The organism is Sphingopyxis sp. LC363 (genome assembly GCF_000756385.1).
In the GTDB taxonomy this organism is placed as follows: Bacteria; Pseudomonadota; Alphaproteobacteria; order Sphingomonadales; family Sphingomonadaceae; genus Sphingopyxis.
On record NZ_JNFC01000020.1, the window covers coordinates 1 to 19,339 of the forward strand.

Below are 19,339 nucleotides of genomic sequence, written 5' to 3' on the forward strand. Positions count from 1 at the left end.
CTCCCCTTCAGGGGAGGGGTTGGGGGTGGGGTCTATCGGCCTTGCGCAAGGCCGATAGACCCCACCCCACTACGACTAGGCAGCAAGCTGCCAAGTCTGCGTTGCCCCTCCCCTGAAGGGGAGGGGCCAAATTGCCGCAACGTCCGCTCCCCACCCCTATGCCGCCGGTCACACCGGGCGCGGGGCCCGGGCGCGGATGAAGTTTTCGAGGGCGACGAAGAGCATCTCGCGCGCGTCGCTGTCGAGCATCTCGGCAGTCAGCCAGTCGAAATGGACGCGGTCGCGGCGCGACGATGCGTCGACCATCGCGGCGAGCAGCGCTTCGTCGAAGCTGACCCGCGGGCAGCAGGGCGGGGCGACGGCGAAGGGTTCGGGCCAGACATGGCCGATCGCCTCGACGACGAGGCGATAGCGGCGCGCCGCGAGGATATTGCCCCAGCGGCGTTCGAGTTCGGGCATCGGGTCGCGCTCGCTGCGGCGGCAGAGGATGCAATAGCGCAGCGCAAGCACCGCCTGCGCGGCTTCGACCGTAAGGTCGCGCACCAGCGGCTGTTCGGTGAGTTGGCGGATCAGCTCGCTGCTTTGCATGAGGTTCGTTTCTCCCGGCCCTTGCAGTTCCCCGGTCCGCTTCGCCTCTTGGGGAAAAAGATGCCGGCCGCTTTGGTGCAGCTTGAAGTTGCAGCGGCCGGCAGGAGGGGACTGCCTCACCTTGCTATTGCGAATTATTCGCAAATACAAGCGAAAAAAGAGGCGCCCGAAAGCGCCCCTGAAAACCGTGGTTTTTTGTTTCGTCATCCCGGCGAAAGCCGGGATCTCGACCTAGCATCATAACGCACCGGCGAGATCGTGTTTCAGAGTCGCGTGCCTCTGAACGCCCTTCGCCGGGATGACGGATTCGGTTCAGTCGTCGCCCGCGGGCTTCGACTGGAGCTGGATATAATTTTCGATGCCCATGCGCTCGATCATCTCGAACTGCTTTTCGAGCTCGTCGACATGATGTTCCTCGCTTTCGAGGATGTCGGCGAAGAGGTCGCGGCTGACATAGTCGCGCACGCTTTCACAGTGCGCAATGGCGTCCTTGAGCAGCGGGATCGCTTCTTCCTCGACCGCGAGGTCGGCCTTGAGGATCTCCTCGACCGTTTCGCCGACGCGCAGGCGGCCGAGCAACTGGAAATTGGGGAGGCCGCCAAGGAAGAGAATGCGGTCGGCGAGCTTGTCGGCGTGCTTCATCTCGTCGATCGACTCTTCGCGCTCGAACGCGGCGAGGCGCGCGACGCCCCAATTGTCGAGCATCCGGTAATGCAGCCAGTATTGGTTGATCGCGGTCAGCTCGTTCTTGAGCGCCTCGTTGAGGAAATCGATGACTTTTTCGTCGCCCTTCATGGTGTCTATCCTGTCATTTTATCTTGGAATGGAGTGGGCGCATTATACGCGCCCCGGCCCCATCAGGCCAAGGTCAAAAATGGCGGAAAACCAAGAAAAATCAGGCAGTCGCGGCGGCGTCGCTGATGATATTGCGAGCGAATGACAGGCATTGTCCGCACTTGGGTTTGCGACCCAATTGCGCATAGGCCGCCTTCGCGCACCGCAATTGACCGCTCCGCGCGACATCGCGCAGCTGGCTTTCCCTAATTGCGTTGCAGACACAGACGACCATGTGCGAATCCTTCTCAACAATGCTGATTTAGGGATAGTGCGAAGGATTCGCAACAGGAAAGATGCGATTGGTTCGCAATCCGGACAGCCGCATTTTTGGCGCCGCGACCGCCGCCCACCCCCTTGCCCCCGAAGTGATTCGCGGGCATAGGCGCGCCCATCTTCCCCCGCCCTTCCAGCAAAGGTCCGCCCCGATGAAAGTGAATGTCTATGTGACGCTCAAGCCGGGGGTGCTCGACCCGCAGGGCAAGGCGATCCATCATGCGCTCGAAGGGCTGGGTTTCGGCGGGGTATCGGACGTGCGCGCGGGCCGTTTCATCGAGCTCGACGTCGCCGACGGCACGAGCGACGCCGATCTCGACGCCATGTGCGCCAAGCTGCTCGCCAATACGGTGATCGAAAACTACCGCATCGAACGGCCGTAAAGGAGCAGGCCCATGAAGACCGCCGTCATCGTCTTTCCGGGTTCGAACTGCGACCGCGACATGGCGGTCGCGCTCGAGGCTGTCACGGGCAAGGCGCCCGCGATGGTCTGGCACCGCGAGAGCGAATTGCCGGACGGGGTCGACTTCATCGCGCTGCCCGGCGGCTTTTCCTATGGCGATTATCTGCGTTCGGGCGCGATGGCGGCGCGGTCGCCGATCCTGCGCGCGGTGGCGGACGCCGCGGGGCGCGGCGTGCCGGTGCTCGGCGTGTGCAATGGCTTTCAGGTGCTGACCGAGGCGCTGCTGCTGCCCGGCGCGCTGATGCGCAATGCGGGGCTCAACTTCGTCTGCCGCACCGTGCCGCTGACGGTCGAGAACAGCCAGTCGCTGTTCACCGCGGGCTATCGGGCGGGCGAGGAAATCGACATCCCCGTCGCGCATCACGACGGCAATTATTTCGCCGACGCGGCGACGCTCGACCGGATCGAGGGCGAGGGGCGCGTGGCGTTTCGTTACGCCGACGGCGTCAACGGATCGGCGCGGGGTATCGCGGGCGTGCTCAACGATGCGGGCAATGTGCTCGGCATGATGCCGCACCCCGAACGCGCGATCGACCGCGCGCATGGCGGCATCGACGGGCTACGCCTGTTCGAGGCGGCGCTCGGCGTTATCGCCTAGATCGGCTGCGCCGCGCTGCGGCTGCAGCCAGCGCCCGACGAGCAGCAGCACCGTCGGCCAGAACATCGTGTTCCAGATGTCGTGCCAGTGCGCCGCGTCGGGCTGGATCGCCGAACGGCTGTATTCGGCGGTCAGGTCGAGCCATTCGCCGCCGCAGGCCATGACGAGCACCGCGAGCCACGCCGCGACCCATCCGCCGCGGCCGCGCCACGCGAGGCGCACCGCGAGGAACAGCGCCATGCCGAAATAGATGTGCAGCGCATCCTTGCCGAGGCCGGTCGCCGCGATCACCGACAGCTTGCGGGCTTCGAACAGCGACGCGATTTCGATCAGGGTCATGCGCGGTCAGACTTTGGCGCCAAAGGGGTTGAAGTCGGTGCCTTCGTCGAACACGTCGACACCTTCGCGGCGCTTCAACGCGCCGACGACGACATAGGTTGCGGGGGTCAGCACGGCTTCCCACGCGACTTTCATCGCCCAGTTGGTGGTGAGGACGAGGAACACCTGTTCGGTTTCCCAGATGCCGAGAAAGGCGATGGGGTAGAAGATCAGGCTGTCGACGCCCTGGCCGAAAATCGTCGAGCCGATCGTGCGCATCCACAGGTGGCGCCCTTCGGTCGCGAGCTTCATCCGCGCGAGGACATAGGAGTTGACGAACTCGCCCGCCCAGAAAGCGACCATGGATGCGAGCACGATGCGCCAGGCGGCGCCGAACACGCTTTCATAGGTTTGCTGGCAGACCGCGCCGGGGCCCGCCGCCTCGACGCCCGATTTCAGCGCCAGCGTCTCGGTCCCGCTGCACCACCAGTCGGCGGCAGGCGGCATTGCGAGCACGATCCAGCTCATCACCGCCATGAACAGAAGCGCGGCGAAACCCGTCCAGATCACCCGGCGCGCGCGCGCATAGCCATAAACCTCGGTCAGCACGTCGCCAATGACATAGCTGATCGGAAAGAAGAGGATGCCCGCGCCGAAGGTCAGCCCGCCAACCATCGACAGTTTCGACGCGCCGATGATGTTCGAGAGCAGCAGCACCGCGACGAACGCGGCCATGACGAGGTCGTAATAGCGAAAATGCCGGATGCTTCCGGCGCTGACATGCGCGGGTTCGGCGGGGGGCGCGACGGAATCGGTCATCGGCCGCTGCTTAACCTGCTTTGCGGCGGACGCAAACCGCGCTATTCGCGGCGCCGCACAGCCGTGCCGCGCGCCCGTAGCTCAGCTGGATAGAGCACCCGCCTTCTAAGCGGGTGGCCGCAGGTTCGAATCCTGCCGGGCGCGCCAACATCCTTCGACGATTGTCGGGACAATTTTGCCCTGTCTTTACGATACGGTGCGCACGCTTTCGCGCAGAATATCTTATGCCGGCGGCGCGGCGAAGGGTTCGAGCGTGCCGAACCAGGCAACCAGCGCGAGGATGGCGAGCGCCGCCGACGCTTCGACGATCAGGCTCCTGCGCAGGGCCGAAAGCACGGCTTCGGGGTTGGCATCTGCGGCGGTCGCGGCGGTCGCGAGCGCCGGCGTCAGCCGCCAGCGATTGGCGCCCGCGAGCGCGAGCATCAGCGCGAACAGCGCGAGCTTGGCAAGGAGCAACTGCCCATAGGCCGACCCGAGCGACCGGCCGAGATTCTGGACGCCGACGATCATCTGGCCGTTGATGAGGCCGGTCGCGGCGACGACGAGGACGCATATCGTTCCGACGCGCGAAAACCGGTCGAGACTCCGCAGCGCGATCCGGAGCCCGTCCGGCCGTTCGCGAAGGCGGTGCGGCGCGATCAGGAGAAGGAAGGCCCCGATCGCGCCGAGCCACACCGCGGCCGCGATCAGGTGCAGGATGTCGCTGATCCGGTGCACGGTGCCTGCGGCGCCCCCGGTCGCGCCCGCGTGCCCGGACCAGACGAGCGTCGCGGTGGCCACCGAGCCGGCGGTCGCGAGCGCCGCGGCCGCGGCCGTCGGCCAGCGCGTCATCCGGAGCGCGACGGCGAGCGCGAGCAGGAGCGCGGCGCTCCGGCAGAGCCAGGCCATCCCGACATCGGTCTCGCGCACCAGATCCAGCAAAGGCCGAAGCTCCAGCGAGAGGAGCCCCACGCCCTGCATCGAAGCCGCGAGCACGGCCATTCCGAGGGTGGAGAGAAGCAGCCCGGCGGCGCACAGCCATCGCTCCGCACGCCAGATCGCGGCCATCGCGGTCCGTGGTTCGAGACGTTCGCTTGATGTCAGCGCATAGAGCGGGAATGCGGCAAGACCGGCAACCAGCATCAGGTCCGCGTAAAGTGCGAACCTGATGCCGATCAGAACAGGGTCGGCCACCGCCCTATTTTACCGTGAAGCTGAACTCGCTGCCCATGCGGTGCGTATCGGCGCCCGCCGCCGACCATTTGACCTTGTAGGTGCCGGGGACGAGCGCGCGTTTCGGGGTGAGCGTCATCGACTTGCCGTCCTTGCCCATCGCGGATCCGATCGCGATCTTCATCGGCGGGGGGTCGGTCATCCCCGGCATCGCGGTCATCACCAGTTCGGCGCGCACCGTCGATGCGATCAGCTTTTCGCTGAATTTGAGCTGCACCGACGTCACTTTCGCGACCTTGGCGTTGGCGGCGGGGGTCGATGCGACCAGCTTGGCATGCGCCAGCGCCGCGGCGGGCGACAGCGCCAGCGCGGCCGCGGCGAAAAGCGCGAGAGGGGAGAGAGGGAATTTGTGCATAAAAAGCTCCAACAGCATGTCTGTGCTGCTAATACGCATCGCAGGGCGCCGTCCCTCGTACGAAAAGGTCGCGGCCCGAACGGGATAGGATGAGGGGTGATGCGCGCCGCTGCGTATGATCCCGATGAAAGGACCGGAGCAACGGTGATGGACGACGAATTTCGGAAACTGCACGCGGCCGCAATGCCGTCGGCGCTCGACGCGCTCGACGACCGCGTCCTCGCCGCGCTCGCCGTCCGGAAACGCGAAGCCGCAGCGACGCGCCGGCTGATGGCGGTCGCCGCGCTGGTATCGCTCGGCGGCGGAATGGTCGGGGGCAGCATTTTCGTGCCGACCGCGGTCGAGGCAAAGCCGCTGATGCCGCTGATTCCCGCGAGCCCGCTCGCGCCGTCGACGATATTGGACGCGCGCTGATGACGTCTGCACGCCGGCTCGCGATCGTCGGGCTCATCGCTTTTCTCGCCGCGATCGCGGGCGTCTTCCTCGGCCGCCTGCTCGTCGACGCGCCGAAGCAGGACGAGACCGAATTGCACGCGCTGCTGCACCGCGAACTGACGCTGTCGGCGGACCAGGAAAAGCGCATCCACGCGATCGAGGCGAAATTCGCCGCGCGCCGCACCGCGCTCGAGCTCGAGATGCGCGCCGCCAATATCCGGCTCGCGCAGGCGATCGAGGCCGAGCACGGCTATGGCCCGCGGGTCACCAAGGCGATCGACGAGACGCATGAAGTGATGGGCGAACTTCAGAAGGAAACATTGCAGCATCTTTTTGCGATGCGCGCGGTTCTCGACCGCGAACAGGCGGCGATGTTCGACAAGGTTGTGGTCAAGGCGCTGACCGCCGATGCGAGGTGACGCCCGACCTGTCGCAATGCCCCGACCGCGACCTCGCGGCGCTCGCCCTGTCGGGGCGGCAGGACGCCTATCGCGAATTTCTGGTGCGCTACAAGGCGCCGGTCTTCCGCTTGATCCGGGGTCATGTCGGCGACGAGGGCGAGGCGATGGACCTGACGCAGGAGGCCTTTGTCGCGGGGTTCGCCGCGCTCGCCCGTTATGATGGCGAGCGGCCCTTTCGCACATGGATTTCGCGCATTGCGCTCAACAAATGCCGCGACTGGGGCCGTCGCCGCGCGGTCCGCGCCTTCTTCACGCGCGCGTTGCCGCTCGAAAGCGCTTATGACGTCGCCGGCGACAGCCCGCCGCTCGACGTCGATGCGGCCGACCGCGCCGAACTGGCGCGGGTGCAGCTCGCGATCGCGGACCTGCCGGCCAATCTGCGCGAGGTGGTCGTGCTGCGCGGAGTCGAGGAATATAGCCAGGCCGAGACGGCCGAACTGCTGAACGTCAGCGAAAAGACCGTCGAAACGAGGCTCTATCGCGCGCGCGCCAAACTCCGCGCGATATTGGGGACGGCGGGGAGGTGAGGGGCGCGCCGCCGCGGCGCGTATGGGGTTCGAAGCATTTGGAAAAATGAGAAGGCGGATATGACAATCGATCGGCGGCGTTTCATCGGTGCGGCAGCGGGGGGAGGGGCGACGGCCGCGCTGGCCGCTTGGTTCCCTGCCTGGGCGCAGCCGGTTTCGGCCGGTATCGCCGCGCCCCTTCCGACCGTGTCGGGCAACGACATCACGCTGCGCATCGCGCGCCAGACGATGCGCATCGACGGCAAGCTCAGCCGGGCGATCGGGATCAACGGCACCGTTCCCGCGCCGCTGGTCCGGCTGAAGGAGGGGCAACAGGCGCGCCTGACGGTTGTCAACGATCTGGACGAGGACAGTTCGATCCACTGGCACGGGCTGATCCTGCCCTTTCACATGGACGGGGTGCCGGGGGTCAGCTTTCCCGGGATCAAGCCGGGCAAGCGCTTCGTCTACGAGTTTCCCGTCGTCCAGTCGGGCACCTATTGGTATCACAGCCATTCGGGGCTGCAGGAACAGCTTGGCCATTATGGTCCGATCGTGATCGATCCGAAGGATGCCGATCCGGTCGCCTATGACCGCGAACATGTGATCGTGCTGTCCGACCACAGCCAGCTCGCGCCCGAAGAAATCTTTCGCAAGATGAAGGTCAATCCGGGGCATTTCAACATGCAGCGCCAGACGCTGTCGGGGCTGCTCGCCGGCAAGGACCAGACGCTCAAGGACCGCGTCGAATGGGGCCGGATGCGGATGGATCCGACCGACATCGCCGACGTCAACGGTTCGACATACACTTTCCTCGTCAACGGCCATGGACCGCGCGACAACTGGACCGCGTTGTTCGCGCCCGGCGAGCGCGTGCGGCTGCGCATTATCAATGCGTCGGCGATGTCGATCTTCAACGTCCGCATTCCGGGGCTCCGTATGACCGTCGTGCAGGCCGACGGGCTCAACGTCCGGCCGGTCGCGATCGACGAATTCCAGATCGGCGTGGCCGAAACCTATGACGTCGTCGTCACCCCGGCCGAGGACCGCGCCTATACATTCGTCGCCGAAGCGAACGACCGGTCGGGCATGGCGCGCGCGACGCTCGCGCCGCGTGCGGGCATGGCCGCGCCGGTTCCGGCGCTGCGCCCGCGCCCGCTCGCGACGATGAAGGACATGGGGATGGGGGGGATGGGCGACATGCCGGGCGGCGGCGACGCGACCTGCGCACCCGAACATGCCGCGATGGGGCACTGCACCCCCGCCGGCGCCGCGCCCGCCACCGATCATGCCGCAATGGGGCATGGCGCGGGCGGCATGGAGCACAGCATGCGCGATTTCAGCGTCGCGCCGCAGGTCAAGCGCGACCCCAGCGTCCAGTCGATTTCGCCGATGCCGGTCGACCGGATGGCCGAACCTGGGCAGGGGCTGGAGGATGTGGGGCACGAGGTGCTGACCTATCATCACCTCGCCGCGCTCGACCGCAATCCCGACGTGCGCGCGCCCGGACGCGCGCTCGACATCCACCTGACCGGCAATATGGAACGCTTCATGTGGTCGTTCGACGGCGTGAAGATGTCCGACCATCACGAACCCATCCCCTTTATCGAGGGCGAGCGGGTGCGCGTGAACCTGATCAACGATTCGATGATGAGCCACCCCATCCACCTGCACGGCCATTTCTTTGAACTGGTGACGGGCAAGGGCGATCACGCGCCGCGCAAGCATACGGTGATCGTCCAGCCGGGCGGAATCGCGACATTCGACTTTACCGCCGACGCGCTCGGCGACTGGGCGTTCCACTGCCATCTTCTCTATCACATGCACGCCGGCATGATGCGCGTCGTCAGCGTCCGCCCGAAGGGAGAGGCGGCATGAGGCGCGCGTCGATGCTGCTCGCCGGCCTGTCGGCCCTCGCGCTCGCCGGTCCCGCCGTCGCGCAGTCGGACCCCCATGCGGGGCATGGTGCGCCGCAACCGTCCATGCAGGAAGCTCCGGCGCCCGAAGCAGAGAAGCAGGGCATGAACGGCGGCTGCACCGCCGAACATGCGGCGATGGGCCATTGCACCATGGCCGACGACGACCCCGATCATGGCGCGCACGGCGACCATGCCGAGCCAGCCGGGCCTGCCCCGGCCGAAGCCGATCCCCATGCCGGCCATGCGATGGCGCCGGCCGCGCAAGCCGCGGCGGGCGATCCCGCCTGTCCGCCCGAACATGCCGCCATGGGGCATTGCACGCCCGACGTCGCACCGCCGCCGCAGTCCCCCGGCGGTGCGACGGGCACCGACCTGCCGCCGGGCGACGCGCCAGCGCCGCCGCCGCCGGACGACTGGTATGCCGACCGCGTCTTTTCCAAGGCCGCGATGGATCATTCGCGGCACGAGATGATGAGGGAGAACGGCGGTCAGACCTTCGGCTTCGTCACCGCCGACCTCGAATATCAGGCGCGCAAGGGCCGTGACGGCTTCAGCTGGGAGGGAGAGGCCTGGTACGGCGGCGACATCGACCGGCTGACGATCAAGAGCGAAGGCGAAAGCGCGATCGGCGAAGGGCTGGAGGAGGGCGAGGCGCAATTGCTCTACAGCCGCGCCATCGGCCCCTATTTCAATGCGCAGGCCGGTGTCCGCCATGATTTCGGCCCCGGTCCCGACCGGAGCTATGCCACCGTCGCGATCGAAGGGCTCGCCCCCTATTGGTTCGAGGTGGGCGGCGCGCTTTTCCTGTCGGACAAGGGCGACCTTCTTGCCCGGATCGAGGGCGAATATGACCAGCGCATCACGCAGCGGCTGGTGCTCCAGCCCGCCGTCGAAGCGAATTTCGCGCTGCAGGACGTGCCCGCGAACGGCATCGGATCGGGCCTGTCGGACGTCGAGCTGGGCCTCCGCCTGCGCTATGAGATCGTCCGCGAATTCGCGCCCTATATCGGCGTCGAATGGACGCGCCAGTTCGGCGACACCGCCCGCTTCGCGCGCGCGGCGGGCGAGGATCCCAGCAGTGTCGCGCTTGTCATGGGGGTGCGCGCCTGGTTCTAGGGTCAGGACCCATTAATTCCACGTTCGAGGTTTGAAGCGATTTTGCTCAGGGCGAGAAGGAAAGGCGGAGGAATATGAATATATTTCAAGGCTTTTCGACGAAGCCATGGGCAAAATCGGTCAAATCCCGAAGGGACGTCGAAATGGCTTCGATCTCAGGTTCGCGCGGGCTTACGGGTAGCGATGCTACCCGCTGCGCCCGCCCAAGCCCGATATCTTCGCCATTTCGACGCCTCGATCGCGGAATTAATGGGTCCTGACCCTAGGGTCAGGACCCCAGGGTCCCGACCCTGAGCGCCTCCCCCGGGGCACGCTCCGGACAAGCCAATCGACAAGCCGGTTCGCCGCCGCGACTCGGGGGTTTCCGCCTGCGGGCGCCCCGGCGCTTGCGTGCTGCATCGCCCCCTTCCCGACAAGCTCGCGTAATTTAATTGCGCCGATTTCCCGTGCGGGCAAAAAAATCGTGCGACTTTGAGGGGTGGGGCTTTCGCCTGCGTATATCGACTGGCAATGCGTCCTGCGAAAGCGTCAATAAGATATTGAAATAAAAACGAAATTTCCGTTGACCTGTATATACAATTGATGCTTTCTGCCGCCATGCACAAAACCAGATGGGGGTTTGCCATGACGATCAGGACAGTTTTGCTCGCCAGCGCCGCGCTCGCCGCCGGCCTTTCCACGCCCGCCTTCGCGCAGGCCGAAGCGCCGGCCGACGGCGGCGCCGAAAGCGCGGCGAGCCCCGACGACATCGTCGTCACCGGGTCGCGCATCCGGCGGCAGGACCTTGCGGGCGTCGGGCCCGCGACCGTCGTCTCGGCCGAACAGATCGAGAATACCGGCCTCGTGAATATCGAAACCGTGTTGCAGCGGTTGCCCGCCAACGCGGGCTTCGCGGGCAACCAGACCTCGGCCTATTGGGCGAACAACGGTTATGGCACGGCGCAGGTCAACCTTCGCGGCCTCGGCATCAAGCGCACGCTGGTGCTGCTGAACGGCCGCCGCCTCGTCGCGGGCGGCACCGGGGCGAACTCCTCGCCCGACCTCAACATGATCCCGGTCGCGGCGCTCGCGCGCACCGACGTGCTCAAGGACGGCGCCTCGGCGATCTACGGCGCCGACGCGATGGCGGGCGTGGTCAACCTCGTGACCCGCACCGACTATGAAGGTCTGGGCCTGAGCGTGCGCCAGGGCATCACCGAAAGGGGCGACGGGTCCGACTTTACCGCCGATCTCCTGTGGGGCGTCCGGGGTGATCGCGGCGGCTTCATGGCCGCGGTCACCTATCAAAAGACGCGGGCGGTCAACATGGCGACGCGCGCGCCCTGTTCGCTTGCCGAAACGACCCCGGGCGCGCTGAGCTGCGTCAACAGCGCCTCGACGATCGGCGGGCGCGCCGTGCTCCCGAACGGGCAGCAGATCAATTTCAACCAGCAGCCCGGCGGCGACGGCGATTTCTTCGAGCCCTACAGCCCCGCCAAGCATAATTTCAATTCGAACCCGTTCCTCAACGCGGTGAGCCCGGTCGAGCGCGTCAGCACGGCCTTCTTCGCCGACTATGACCTCAGCGACAATATCGAGGCGTTCGGCGAGTTCCTCTATACCTTCCGCAAGTCGAACCAGATCGCGACCCCGGGAACGCTGCGCAACCTGTCGATCGCCGCGAGCAACCCCACCAACCCGACGGGCGAGAATATCGTGCTCATCCAGCGCCGCCTCGCCGAACCGGGGCCGCGCCAGTTTTTTCAGGAAACCGACACCTGGCAGGGCACGTTCGGGCTGCGCGGGAAATTGTCGAACGATTGGGCGTGGGAAGTCGCGGGCGCGTTCGGGCGCAACACGGCGGTCGACGGCTCGACCAATATCGCCAATCTCGAGCGCGTCGCCAATACGCTCGACACGAGCAAGTGCAGCCTGGCGGCGGGCGCCTCGATCCCGTGTGCCGATTATCTGGGCTTCGGCGATCTGACGCCCGAGGTTCTCGACTATATCCTCTTCACCTCGCGCGATCGCGGCGGCAACGAGCTGGCGACGGTCACCGCCGATTTGAACGGCAACCTGTTCAACCTGCCCGCCGGCCCGGTGTCGTTCGCGACCGGGCTTGTCTACCGCAAGGAAAAGGGCTGGCGCGACCCCGATCCCCTGACCGTGCTCGGCATCGCCAACACCAACCAGCAGGATCCGATCTCGGGTTCGACCACGGCGAAGGAGGCCTATCTCGAGCTGTCGGTCCCGATCCTCGCCGACACGCCCTTTTTCGAAGCGCTGACCGCGGGCGGTGCGGTGCGGTTTTCCGATTATGACCTGTTCGGCAGCGACTGGAACTACAAGGCGAGCCTCGACTGGATGATCAGCGACAGCTTCCGCCTGCGCGGCACCTATGGCACGGGCTTCCGCATCCCGAACGTGCCCGAACTTTACGGCGGCGTTTCGGAAGGCAATCTGACGACGACCGATCCCTGCTCGCGCTATTCGACCAGCGGCGATGCGACGCTGATCGCCAATTGCCAGGCCTCGGGGGTGCCCGCCAATTACGTCCAGCTCGGCACGACGATCCTGACGACGGTCGGCGGCAACGAGAATCTGAAGCCCGAAAGCTCGACGACCTGGACCGTCGGGACGGTCATCTCGCCCAAGAGCATCGTGCCCGGCCTGTCGCTGACCGCCGACTGGTTCGACATCAAGATCAAGGACGCGATCCGCGCGATTCCCGGCTCGACCAAATTGTCGATCTGTTACGCGAGCCAGAATCTGTCGCATCCCTTCTGCGACGATTTCACGCGCAGCACGCTGACCGGCGAAGTGACCTTCCTCTCCGCGCAGCCGATCAACACCGGCCGCGAGGAAATGAACGGGCTCGATCTGGGGCTCGTCTATGCCGGTGGCATCGGCAGCGTGAACCTCTCGCTCGACGTCAACCTGACCTACCTCAACAAATATGTCGTGCTGCCCTTCCCCGGCGGCGCCCCGATCGATTTCGACGGTTTCATCGGCGGCGGCAACGGCGGCTATGCGAAGTGGCGCGGTTATGGCGTGCTGACGGCCGAGAAGGACGGGGTCAGCGCGACCTGGTCGACGCAGTGGATCGGCAAGGCGACCGATTTCAACGCCGCGCCCGGCGAGATCGGCTATCGCACCCCGAATGTCTTCTATCACAATCTCCAGCTCGCCTACGAGATCGACGAGAAGACGCGTTTCCAGCTCGGCGTCGACAATTTGTTCGATCGCAAGGCGCCCTATATCCAGAGCTTCACCGATGCGAACACCGACACGATGACCTATGATCTGCTCGGCCGGCGCTTCTATGTCGGCTTCCGTACCGCCTTTTAAAGGGGCAGGGGAGCATGGCAATTCGTTGGCCGCTGGTCGTTCGCCGGACGCATAAATGGCTGGCCCTCGTGGTCGGGGTCCAGGCTTTGCTCTGGACGCTGACCGGCTTTTACATGGTGGCGGTGCATATCGACATCATCCACGGCGACGATCTGGTGCGCGCGCCGGTTGCCCAGCCGTTCGACCTCGACGGGCTTGCCGCGCCGTCGAAGATCGTCGCGGCGGCGCCGGGCGTCTCGGAAATGCGCCTCCAGCGGTTTTCCGGCCGGCCGGTCTGGCGCGCCGAGACGCCCGACGGCGCGCGCCTGTTCGATGCGCGCACCGGAGCGCCGCTGCCCGCGCTGACCGAGACGCAGGTGCGCGAACAGGCGCGGCGCATCTATACGGGCGACGGCAAGATCGTTTCGGTTCGGCTGCTGACCGAGGCGCCCCAGGAAATGCAGGCGCGCAAGCTACCCTATTGGCAGGTCGTTTTCGAAGGCTGGAACCGGCCGACGCTCTATCTGTCGCCGGCGACGGGCGAGCTCATCTCGCGCCGCCACGCGCTGTGGCGTGTCTTTGACTTCGCGTGGATGCTGCACATCATGGATTATGACGAGCGCACCGACGTCAACAATCCGCTGCTTCGCGTCGCGACCTGGAGCACCTTTGCCATGGCGGCGACCGGCGCCTGGCTGCTGATCTGGTCCTTCCCGCGCCGCAAGAGGAAAAAGGCATGAAAAAGCTTCGCCTGTCGCCGCTGCTGTTCCGGCGCATCCACAAATGGGTCGGGCTGATCCTCGGCCTTCAATTCCTCCTCTGGGCGCTCAGCGGTTCGGTGATGGCGCTGCTCGACAAGGACAAGGTCGGCGGCCACGGCGGCGGCATGTCGCATTCGCACCCCTTGCCGCCGGGCGAATATTATGATGTCGCCGCCTTGCCCGACGGCGAGCCGGTGACGGGAGTGGTGCTGCGCGATCTCGGCGCGCGGCCGGTCTATGAGGTCGAGAGCGCGAAGGGCACCCGCCTTGTCGATGCGACGACGGGCGAGGATATCCGCGTCGATCAGGACATGGCGCGCGCGGTCGCGATGATGATGAACGAGGCGCCGGTCCGCAAGGTGAGCGCGATCGCCAAGCCCAATCTCGAATCGCGCGACCATGAAGGCGCGATGTGGCGTGTCGATTTCGCCGATGCCGAAAACAGCAGCGCTTATGTCACGCTCGATACCGCGCGCTTCCTCGTGATGCGCGGCGACACCTGGCGCACCTGGGACTTCTTCTGGATGCTCCACAATATGGACTATCTGAACCGCAAGAGCTTTAACCACCCGCTGATCATCCTCGTCGGCTTCGGCGCGCTCTGGCTGTCGGGGACGGGCTTTTACCTGCTGTTCAAAAGCTTCAGCCGCGCCGATTTTCGCTGGCTTCGCCGCCGCCGCAAGCCCGTGGTGACGCGCAGCACGTCCTGACGCGTCAGTCGTCGACCGAGAAGGCGGCCGAAAGCTCGAAACGCGTGCCGGGATGGGAAAGCCAGGCGTGCGACACCAGCCGCCCGCGGCTCCAGGTTCGCCGGGTCATTCGCAGGACCGGCTCATTCTCGTCGAGGCCGAGCATGCCGCGGGTGCGCGCGTCGGGCATCGTCGCGCAAACGCGGTGCTCGACCCGTTCGAGCGGCGCGGTGCGCGTCAGATACTCGTTCGGCGTCATCTGCGTAAAATCGATCCGGCCGTAGTCGGGCGCCACCGAGGCGAGGACGAAGCGTTCCTCGAGCTGAATCGGGAACTCGGCTTCGTGGTGGACGATGATCGAGTGGAAGATTTTCGTGCCCACCGGCACCTCCAGCAACACGGCGGTTTCGGCGCCCGCCTTTTCCTCGATATTCTGGATGACCCTTGCGCGGTAGTCATGGCCGCGCCCGCGGATTTCCTCGGCGATGTTCCGGATTTCGATCATATGTCCGATCGGCTTCGGTTCGGCGATGAACGAGCCGCTGCCGGCGCGGCGGACAATGATGCCCGCGGCCTGCAACTCGCGGAGCGCGCGGTTTGCCGTCATGCGCGAAACGTCGAACTGTCCGACCAGATCGGCCTCCGACGGCACGCGGTCGCCCGGTTTCAAGCGCCCGTCGCGGATGGCATCATGGATGCTTTGCTTGATCGCCGCGTAGCGCGGAGGGGTGTCCGGGGAAGCGCGGCCGGAAGACCGCCTGGTGTTGTTCGAGCTTCGTCGAGGCATAAGATCCATCACCCGTCTATACAGGTGAAACCATCCCGATTCCAATCGTTCCAATCGCTTCGCCGTCAAGATTGGCGTTGCCGCCGCGCGCGTTACCCGACTTCCGGGGCGCTATCGCTCGCGCGCCGCCGTCGTGCGGATCTCGTCGATCGGGCTCAGCAGATAGGAGGCGAGCGAGCGTCGGCCGGTGCGGATGTCGGCGGTAACCGCCATGCCGGGGGTGAGAGGAATCGCCCTGCCATCGCGCACGATCGTCGCGCGGTCCAGCGTCACCCGCGCCGTGTAGATCAGTCCGCGCTTTTCGTCCTGTACCGCGTCCGAGCTGATATGCTCGAGCTTGCCCGGTACCGCGCCGTAGCGCGTGAAGGGAAAGGCCTCTACCTTGAGCGCGACGGGCTGGCCGGCGGCGATGAAGCCGACATCCTTGTTGGCGATCGTCACCTCGGCGATCAGCTTCCCGCGCGCGGGCACGATCACCATGATCGGTTTGGCCGCTTCGACGACGCCGCCGACGGTGTGGACCGCCAGCTGCGTGACCGTGCCGTCGACCGGGCTGACCAGCCGCTGGAGGCTGCTGCGTTTCGCCGCCTTGGTCAGCTCCTCCTTGCGCAGCCGTGCGTCGCTTTCGGCCCTCGCAAGGTCGGCGAGGATACGGGCGCGGGCCTCTGCGGCGGACTGGCTGAAACTGCCGCCCGCCGCGGCGATCTGCGCGTCGGCCTTGCGGGCGGTGGCGAGGGCGGCGTCGCGGTCGCGCGCCGCGGCGATGCGCTGACGGCGCATCTCTATCACGCGCAGCTTCGAGACATAGCCCTTCTCCAGCAGCTTCTCGTTGGCGGCGATCTGCTCGTCGAGCAGGGGGAGGGTTTCGTCGAGCTTGTCCGCCTGAATCTGCGCTTCGGCCCGGCTCGCGCGCGCGGCCCGGGTGTCGGCGGCGCGCGTCTGGCTGCCCGCCCGGATCTCGGCGAGCTGGGCGCGGGCGAGCGCGACCTGGGTGTCGGCGACCTCGGAGGAGGTTCCGGCGGGCGGCGTGAAGCGCAGGCCCCGGCCGTCGAGCGCGGAGAGGATGGCGCGAAGCCGCGCGGCGTCGAGTTCGGCGGTCTCGAGCGCCTTGCGGGCTTGCGCCGCGTCGGCATCGGAGACGGTGGGATCGAGTTCGACCAGCGGCTGGCCCGCGCGCACCGTCTGCCCGTCGCGGACCAATATCGCGTGGACGATCCCCGCCGCGCCGGGCTGGATCAGCTTGACGTCGTCGGCGGGAACCAGCTTGCCCGGCGCCGAGGCGACGACGTCGACCCGGCCCAGCACGAGCCAGAGCAGCGCGGCCGCCAGCAGCCCGAGCAAGAGCCAGGCGGTGACCCGCGCGGTCGGCGACACCGGGCGCTCGACCACCTCCAGCGCGGCGGGAAGGAAGTCGGTCTCTTCGGTGCGCAGAACCGCGCGCGAGCGCACGCGTTCATTGTCGAGCGCGTCGCGGACGGCGGTCCAGTGGCGGGGGGTCGCGTTCATGCCGCCCCCCCCGCCTGGACGCCGATCTGGCGGTGATGGAGCGCCGCATAGCGCCCGCCGAGGCGGAGCAGCTCGTCGTGCGTGCCGCTCTCGACGATGCGCCCCTTGTCGAGCGTCAGGATGCGGTCGCACTGGCGGATCGCCGAAAGGCGGTGCGCGATGATCAGCACGGTGCGGCCCGCGGCGATCGCCTTCAGATTGCGCTGGACGATCTCCTCGCTCTCGGCATCGAGCGCGGAGGTCGCCTCGTCGAGGATCAGGATGCGCGGATTGGTGATCAGCGCGCGAGCGATGGCGAGGCGCTGGCGCTGGCCGCCCGAGAAGTTGACGCCGCGCTCTTCGACGATCGTGTCATATCCGTGCGGGAGCGCGAGGATGAAATCATGCGCGCCCGCGAGCCGCGCGGCGGTCATCACCCGCTCGATCGGCATCGCGGGATCGGCGAGCGCGATATTCTCGCGGATCGAGCGGTTGAACAGGATATTCTCCTGCAGCACCACGCCGATCTGGCGGCGCAGCCAGGCGGGGTCGATCTGGGCGATGTCGGCGCCGTCGACAAGCACCCGGCCGCTGGCGGGCAGATAGAGGCGCTGGAGCAATTTGGTGAGCGTCGATTTGCCCGAGCCCGAGGCGCCGGCAATGCCGAGCTTGGCGCCGGCGGGCAGGTCGATGTCGATGTCGTCGAGCGTCCAGGGACCGTCGGCGGCATAGCGGAAACGGACATTTTCGAAACGGATATGGCCGGCGAGCGCGGGCAGTGCGGTCCGCGATCCGGCACCGGGCTCGCCGCCGGTGTTGAGGATGTCGCCCATCCGCGCGATCGAGAGGCGGACCTGCTGGAAGTCCTGCCAGAGCTGCGCCATGCGGATGACCGGGCCCGAGACGCGCTGCGCGAACATGTTGAACGCGACCAGCCCGCCGATCGTCAGTGCGCCCGCGATCACCTGTTGCGCGCCGAAAAACAGGATCGCGGCGAGGCTGAGTTTCGAGATGAGCTGGACCGCCTGGCTGCCCGAATTGCCGAGGTTGATCACGCGCTGGTTGGCGGCGCTGTAGGCGGCGAGCTGGCGTTCCCAGCGCTCCTGCCATTGCGGCTCGACCGCGGCGGCCTTGAGGGTCTGCATGCCCGAGACGCTTTCGACGAGCAGCGCGTTGTTCGCGGCGCCGCGCGCGAATTTTTCGTCGAGCCGGCGGCGCAGCGGCCCGGTGACGAGCAGCGACACGATCACATAGGCGGGGAGCGTCAGCGCGACGATGACAAAGAGGAGCGGCGAATAGAGCCACATCGCGACGAGGAAGACGATCGTGAACAGCGGATCGATCAGGACGGTGAGCGAGGCATTGGTCATGAACTCGCGCACCGTTTCCAGCTCGCGGACGCGGGTGACGGTGTCGCCGACGCGGCGATTCTCGAAATAGGCGAGCGGCAGGCGGAGCAGGTGGCGGAAGAGGCGGCTGCCCAGTTCGACGTCGAGTTTCTGGCTGGTCTCCGAATAGAGCCGGGTGCGCAGCCAGCCGAAGGCGACTTCCCAGAGCGAGACGATCACCAGACCGATGCTGAGCACCTGGAGGGTGGCGAGGCTGTTGTGGGCGAGCACCTTGTCGACGACGTTCTGGAAGAAGAGCGGCGCCGCGAGCCCGAGCAGGTTGAGCGCGAGGGTGATCAGCAGCACCTCGCCGATCAGCTTTCGATATTTGACGATCTGGGGGACGAACCAGGTCATGTCGAAGGCGGGCGCGGCGACCTGCGCGGCATCGCGCGTCGCGACGAGGAGCAAGGCGCCCGACCAGCGGGCTTCCAGCGCGCTGCGATCCCAGCGCTCGATCTCGGCGCCGGGGCGCTGGACGGCCACGGCGTCCTCGCCGACGCGGCCGATCACGAACCAGCCCTCGGGCCCGCCGGCCAGCACCGGCATGGGAAGGCGCTGCAATCGCTCGAAATCGCCGGTGGTGGCGCGGGCGCGGACGCCTTCGATGCGCTTTGCCAGGCGTAACAGGTCGGATTCGGTGACGGGGTTGGCATGACCCAGATCGTGGCGCAGCTCGACGGGGTCGGCGGCGATGCGGTGCATGGCGAGGATCAGCGCGAAGGCGGCGAGCCCGTTGTCCGCGGGCGGCTGCGACGTCCCGGGGGACAGGTCCTGCTGCACGGTGGGTCTCCGATCGGATTCTTGAGGCGGTGATAATCTGCGGGGTGCGGCAAGCTGAATCGTCCGGCACGGTCCTTGGTAGCGGCCAAATCCCGGCGAGCGAAGGCGCCGAGCCTCCGGTCGTCGGAGCAAAGGGGCGATTCGCCTTTCGCAGGCGCAGCATATGGTTGACCCGGATGCCGTCGCGGGCTGTCTGCTCGCGATTGCGGGGGGTCGCTTTTCAAGCTTGTGACGGGAGCC

Annotated in this window: 20 protein-coding genes and 1 tRNA gene; 11 read left to right on the plus strand and 10 right to left on the minus strand. The window is 66.5% G+C overall.

What is annotated here, in order from left to right; translation table 11 throughout:
- Positions 1–168: 168 nt before the first annotated feature.
- From FG95_RS08785 to FG95_RS20175, 3 genes are all read right to left on the minus strand, one after another.
- A complete protein-coding gene (locus tag FG95_RS08785) occupies positions 169–588 on the minus strand; it encodes a hypothetical protein (protein WP_037555364.1) in 420 nt (139 codons plus the stop codon).
- 312 nt (positions 589–900) lie between these two features.
- Positions 901–1,383, minus strand: a complete 483-nt coding sequence (gene bfr, locus FG95_RS08790) for a bacterioferritin (RefSeq protein ID WP_037555365.1) — start codon at positions 1,381–1,383, stop codon at positions 901–903.
- Positions 1,384–1,483: 100 nt separating this feature from the next.
- Complete coding sequence (locus FG95_RS20175; protein ID WP_081933078.1) at positions 1,484–1,657, minus strand: (2Fe-2S)-binding protein; 174 nt, start codon at positions 1,655–1,657, stop codon at positions 1,484–1,486.
- A gap of 193 nt (positions 1,658–1,850) precedes the next feature.
- On the opposite strand from FG95_RS20175, the gene purS reads away from it, so the two are divergent.
- Both purS and purQ read left to right on the plus strand, forming a co-directional pair.
- Positions 1,851–2,081, plus strand: coding sequence for a phosphoribosylformylglycinamidine synthase subunit PurS (gene purS / locus FG95_RS08795; RefSeq protein ID WP_037555366.1), 231 nt, complete (start codon positions 1,851–1,853; stop codon positions 2,079–2,081).
- Positions 2,082–2,093: 12 nt separating this feature from the next.
- Positions 2,094–2,759, plus strand: coding sequence for a phosphoribosylformylglycinamidine synthase subunit PurQ (gene purQ / locus FG95_RS08800; RefSeq protein ID WP_037555367.1), 666 nt, complete (start codon positions 2,094–2,096; stop codon positions 2,757–2,759).
- Here purQ and FG95_RS08805 read toward each other — a convergent pair.
- Positions 2,721–3,098, minus strand: a complete 378-nt coding sequence (locus FG95_RS08805) for a hypothetical protein (protein WP_037555368.1) — start codon at positions 3,096–3,098, stop codon at positions 2,721–2,723. The genes purQ and FG95_RS08805 overlap by 39 nt on opposite strands.
- A 6-nt stretch (positions 3,099–3,104) precedes the next feature.
- Positions 3,105–3,896 (minus strand): queuosine precursor transporter, encoded by a 792-nt coding sequence (locus tag FG95_RS08810; protein ID WP_037555369.1) that lies wholly within the window; start codon positions 3,894–3,896, stop codon positions 3,105–3,107.
- 70 nt (positions 3,897–3,966) lie between these two features.
- Between FG95_RS08810 and FG95_RS08815 the strand changes: the two genes are divergently transcribed.
- Positions 3,967–4,043, plus strand: a tRNA-Arg gene (locus tag FG95_RS08815).
- A 75-nt stretch (positions 4,044–4,118) separates the two neighbouring features.
- Here FG95_RS08815 and copD read toward each other — a convergent pair.
- The gene (gene copD, locus FG95_RS08820; protein ID WP_037555370.1) at positions 4,119–5,069 is read right to left on the minus strand and encodes a copper homeostasis membrane protein CopD; all 951 of its coding nucleotides are present in this window, start codon (positions 5,067–5,069) and stop codon (positions 4,119–4,121) included.
- 4 nt (positions 5,070–5,073) lie between these two features.
- Positions 5,074–5,463 (minus strand): copper homeostasis periplasmic binding protein CopC, encoded by a 390-nt coding sequence (gene copC, locus FG95_RS08825; protein WP_037555402.1) that lies wholly within the window; start codon positions 5,461–5,463, stop codon positions 5,074–5,076.
- Between the two features lie 99 nt (positions 5,464–5,562).
- Between copC and FG95_RS08830 the strand changes: the two genes are divergently transcribed.
- The 8 genes from FG95_RS08830 (at position 5,563) to FG95_RS08865 (ending at position 14,677) form a co-directional block, all read left to right on the plus strand.
- Positions 5,563–5,877, plus strand: a complete 315-nt coding sequence (locus FG95_RS08830) for a hypothetical protein (protein WP_037555371.1) — start codon at positions 5,563–5,565, stop codon at positions 5,875–5,877.
- Positions 5,877–6,317, plus strand: a complete 441-nt coding sequence (locus FG95_RS08835) for a periplasmic heavy metal sensor (protein ID WP_037555372.1) — start codon at positions 5,877–5,879, stop codon at positions 6,315–6,317. The genes FG95_RS08830 and FG95_RS08835 overlap by 1 nt, the downstream gene beginning before the upstream one ends.
- Positions 6,314–6,886 carry an RNA polymerase sigma factor gene (locus FG95_RS08840; RefSeq protein ID WP_037555373.1) on the plus strand — a complete coding sequence of 191 codons (573 nt, stop codon included), beginning with the start codon at positions 6,314–6,316 and terminating at the stop codon, positions 6,884–6,886. The genes FG95_RS08835 and FG95_RS08840 overlap by 4 nt, the downstream gene beginning before the upstream one ends.
- A 60-nt stretch (positions 6,887–6,946) precedes the next feature.
- On the plus strand, positions 6,947–8,743 hold the full coding sequence (locus FG95_RS08845) for a copper resistance system multicopper oxidase (protein WP_037555374.1): 1,797 nt from the start codon (positions 6,947–6,949) through the stop codon (positions 8,741–8,743).
- On the plus strand, positions 8,740–9,900 hold the full coding sequence (locus FG95_RS08850; RefSeq protein WP_037555375.1) for a copper resistance protein B: 1,161 nt from the start codon (positions 8,740–8,742) through the stop codon (positions 9,898–9,900). The genes FG95_RS08845 and FG95_RS08850 overlap by 4 nt, the downstream gene beginning before the upstream one ends.
- A 624-nt stretch (positions 9,901–10,524) precedes the next feature.
- The gene (locus tag FG95_RS08855) at positions 10,525–13,227 is read left to right on the plus strand and encodes a TonB-dependent receptor domain-containing protein (RefSeq protein WP_037555376.1); all 2,703 of its coding nucleotides are present in this window, start codon (positions 10,525–10,527) and stop codon (positions 13,225–13,227) included.
- 14 nt (positions 13,228–13,241) lie between these two features.
- A complete protein-coding gene (locus tag FG95_RS08860; protein ID WP_037555377.1) occupies positions 13,242–13,946 on the plus strand; it encodes a PepSY domain-containing protein in 705 nt (234 codons plus the stop codon).
- Positions 13,943–14,677 carry a PepSY domain-containing protein gene (locus tag FG95_RS08865; RefSeq protein WP_037555378.1) on the plus strand — a complete coding sequence of 245 codons (735 nt, stop codon included), beginning with the start codon at positions 13,943–13,945 and terminating at the stop codon, positions 14,675–14,677. Before FG95_RS08860 ends, FG95_RS08865 begins: the two co-directional genes overlap by 4 nt.
- 4 nt (positions 14,678–14,681) lie before the next feature.
- Here FG95_RS08865 and hutC read toward each other — a convergent pair whose 3' ends face one another.
- From hutC to FG95_RS08880, 3 genes are all read right to left on the minus strand, one after another.
- On the minus strand, positions 14,682–15,452 hold the full coding sequence (gene hutC / locus FG95_RS08870) for a histidine utilization repressor (protein WP_327195729.1): 771 nt from the start codon (positions 15,450–15,452) through the stop codon (positions 14,682–14,684).
- 102 nt (positions 15,453–15,554) lie between these two features.
- Positions 15,555–16,949, minus strand: a complete 1,395-nt coding sequence (locus FG95_RS08875) for an HlyD family type I secretion periplasmic adaptor subunit (RefSeq protein ID WP_037555379.1) — start codon at positions 16,947–16,949, stop codon at positions 15,555–15,557.
- The gene (locus tag FG95_RS08880; protein WP_037555380.1) at positions 16,946–19,099 is read right to left on the minus strand and encodes a type I secretion system permease/ATPase; all 2,154 of its coding nucleotides are present in this window, start codon (positions 19,097–19,099) and stop codon (positions 16,946–16,948) included. The genes FG95_RS08875 and FG95_RS08880 overlap by 4 nt, the downstream gene beginning before the upstream one ends.
- Positions 19,100–19,339: the final 240 nt, after the last annotated feature.

Bases quoted from the DNA above. Each gene is read 5' to 3' on its own strand.
- FG95_RS08830 (WP_037555371.1), top strand. From the start codon at position 5,563: ATGCGCGCCGCTGCGTATGATCCCGATGAAAGGACCGGAGCAACGGTG.
- FG95_RS08785 (WP_037555364.1), bottom strand. From the start codon at position 588: ATGCAAAGCAGCGAGCTGATCCGCCAACTCACCGAACAGCCGCTGGTG.
- FG95_RS08805 (WP_037555368.1), bottom strand. From the start codon at position 3,098: ATGACCCTGATCGAAATCGCGTCGCTGTTCGAAGCCCGCAAGCTGTCG.
- FG95_RS08855 (WP_037555376.1), top strand. From the start codon at position 10,525: ATGACGATCAGGACAGTTTTGCTCGCCAGCGCCGCGCTCGCCGCCGGC.
- bfr (WP_037555365.1), bottom strand. From the start codon at position 1,383: ATGAAGGGCGACGAAAAAGTCATCGATTTCCTCAACGAGGCGCTCAAG.
- copC (WP_037555402.1), bottom strand. From the start codon at position 5,463: ATGCACAAATTCCCTCTCTCCCCTCTCGCGCTTTTCGCCGCGGCCGCG.
- FG95_RS08860 (WP_037555377.1), top strand. From the start codon at position 13,242: ATGGCAATTCGTTGGCCGCTGGTCGTTCGCCGGACGCATAAATGGCTG.
- FG95_RS08835 (WP_037555372.1), top strand. From the start codon at position 5,877: ATGACGTCTGCACGCCGGCTCGCGATCGTCGGGCTCATCGCTTTTCTC.
- FG95_RS08875 (WP_037555379.1), bottom strand. From the start codon at position 16,949: ATGAACGCGACCCCCCGCCACTGGACCGCCGTCCGCGACGCGCTCGAC.
- FG95_RS08810 (WP_037555369.1), bottom strand. From the start codon at position 3,896: ATGACCGATTCCGTCGCGCCCCCCGCCGAACCCGCGCATGTCAGCGCC.
- FG95_RS08850 (WP_037555375.1), top strand. From the start codon at position 8,740: ATGAGGCGCGCGTCGATGCTGCTCGCCGGCCTGTCGGCCCTCGCGCTC.
- purS (WP_037555366.1), top strand. From the start codon at position 1,851: ATGAAAGTGAATGTCTATGTGACGCTCAAGCCGGGGGTGCTCGACCCG.
- purQ (WP_037555367.1), top strand. From the start codon at position 2,094: ATGAAGACCGCCGTCATCGTCTTTCCGGGTTCGAACTGCGACCGCGAC.
- hutC (WP_327195729.1), bottom strand. From the start codon at position 15,452: ATGGATCTTATGCCTCGACGAAGCTCGAACAACACCAGGCGGTCTTCC.
- FG95_RS08845 (WP_037555374.1), top strand. From the start codon at position 6,947: ATGACAATCGATCGGCGGCGTTTCATCGGTGCGGCAGCGGGGGGAGGG.
- FG95_RS20175 (WP_081933078.1), bottom strand. From the start codon at position 1,657: ATGGTCGTCTGTGTCTGCAACGCAATTAGGGAAAGCCAGCTGCGCGAT.
- FG95_RS08865 (WP_037555378.1), top strand. From the start codon at position 13,943: ATGAAAAAGCTTCGCCTGTCGCCGCTGCTGTTCCGGCGCATCCACAAA.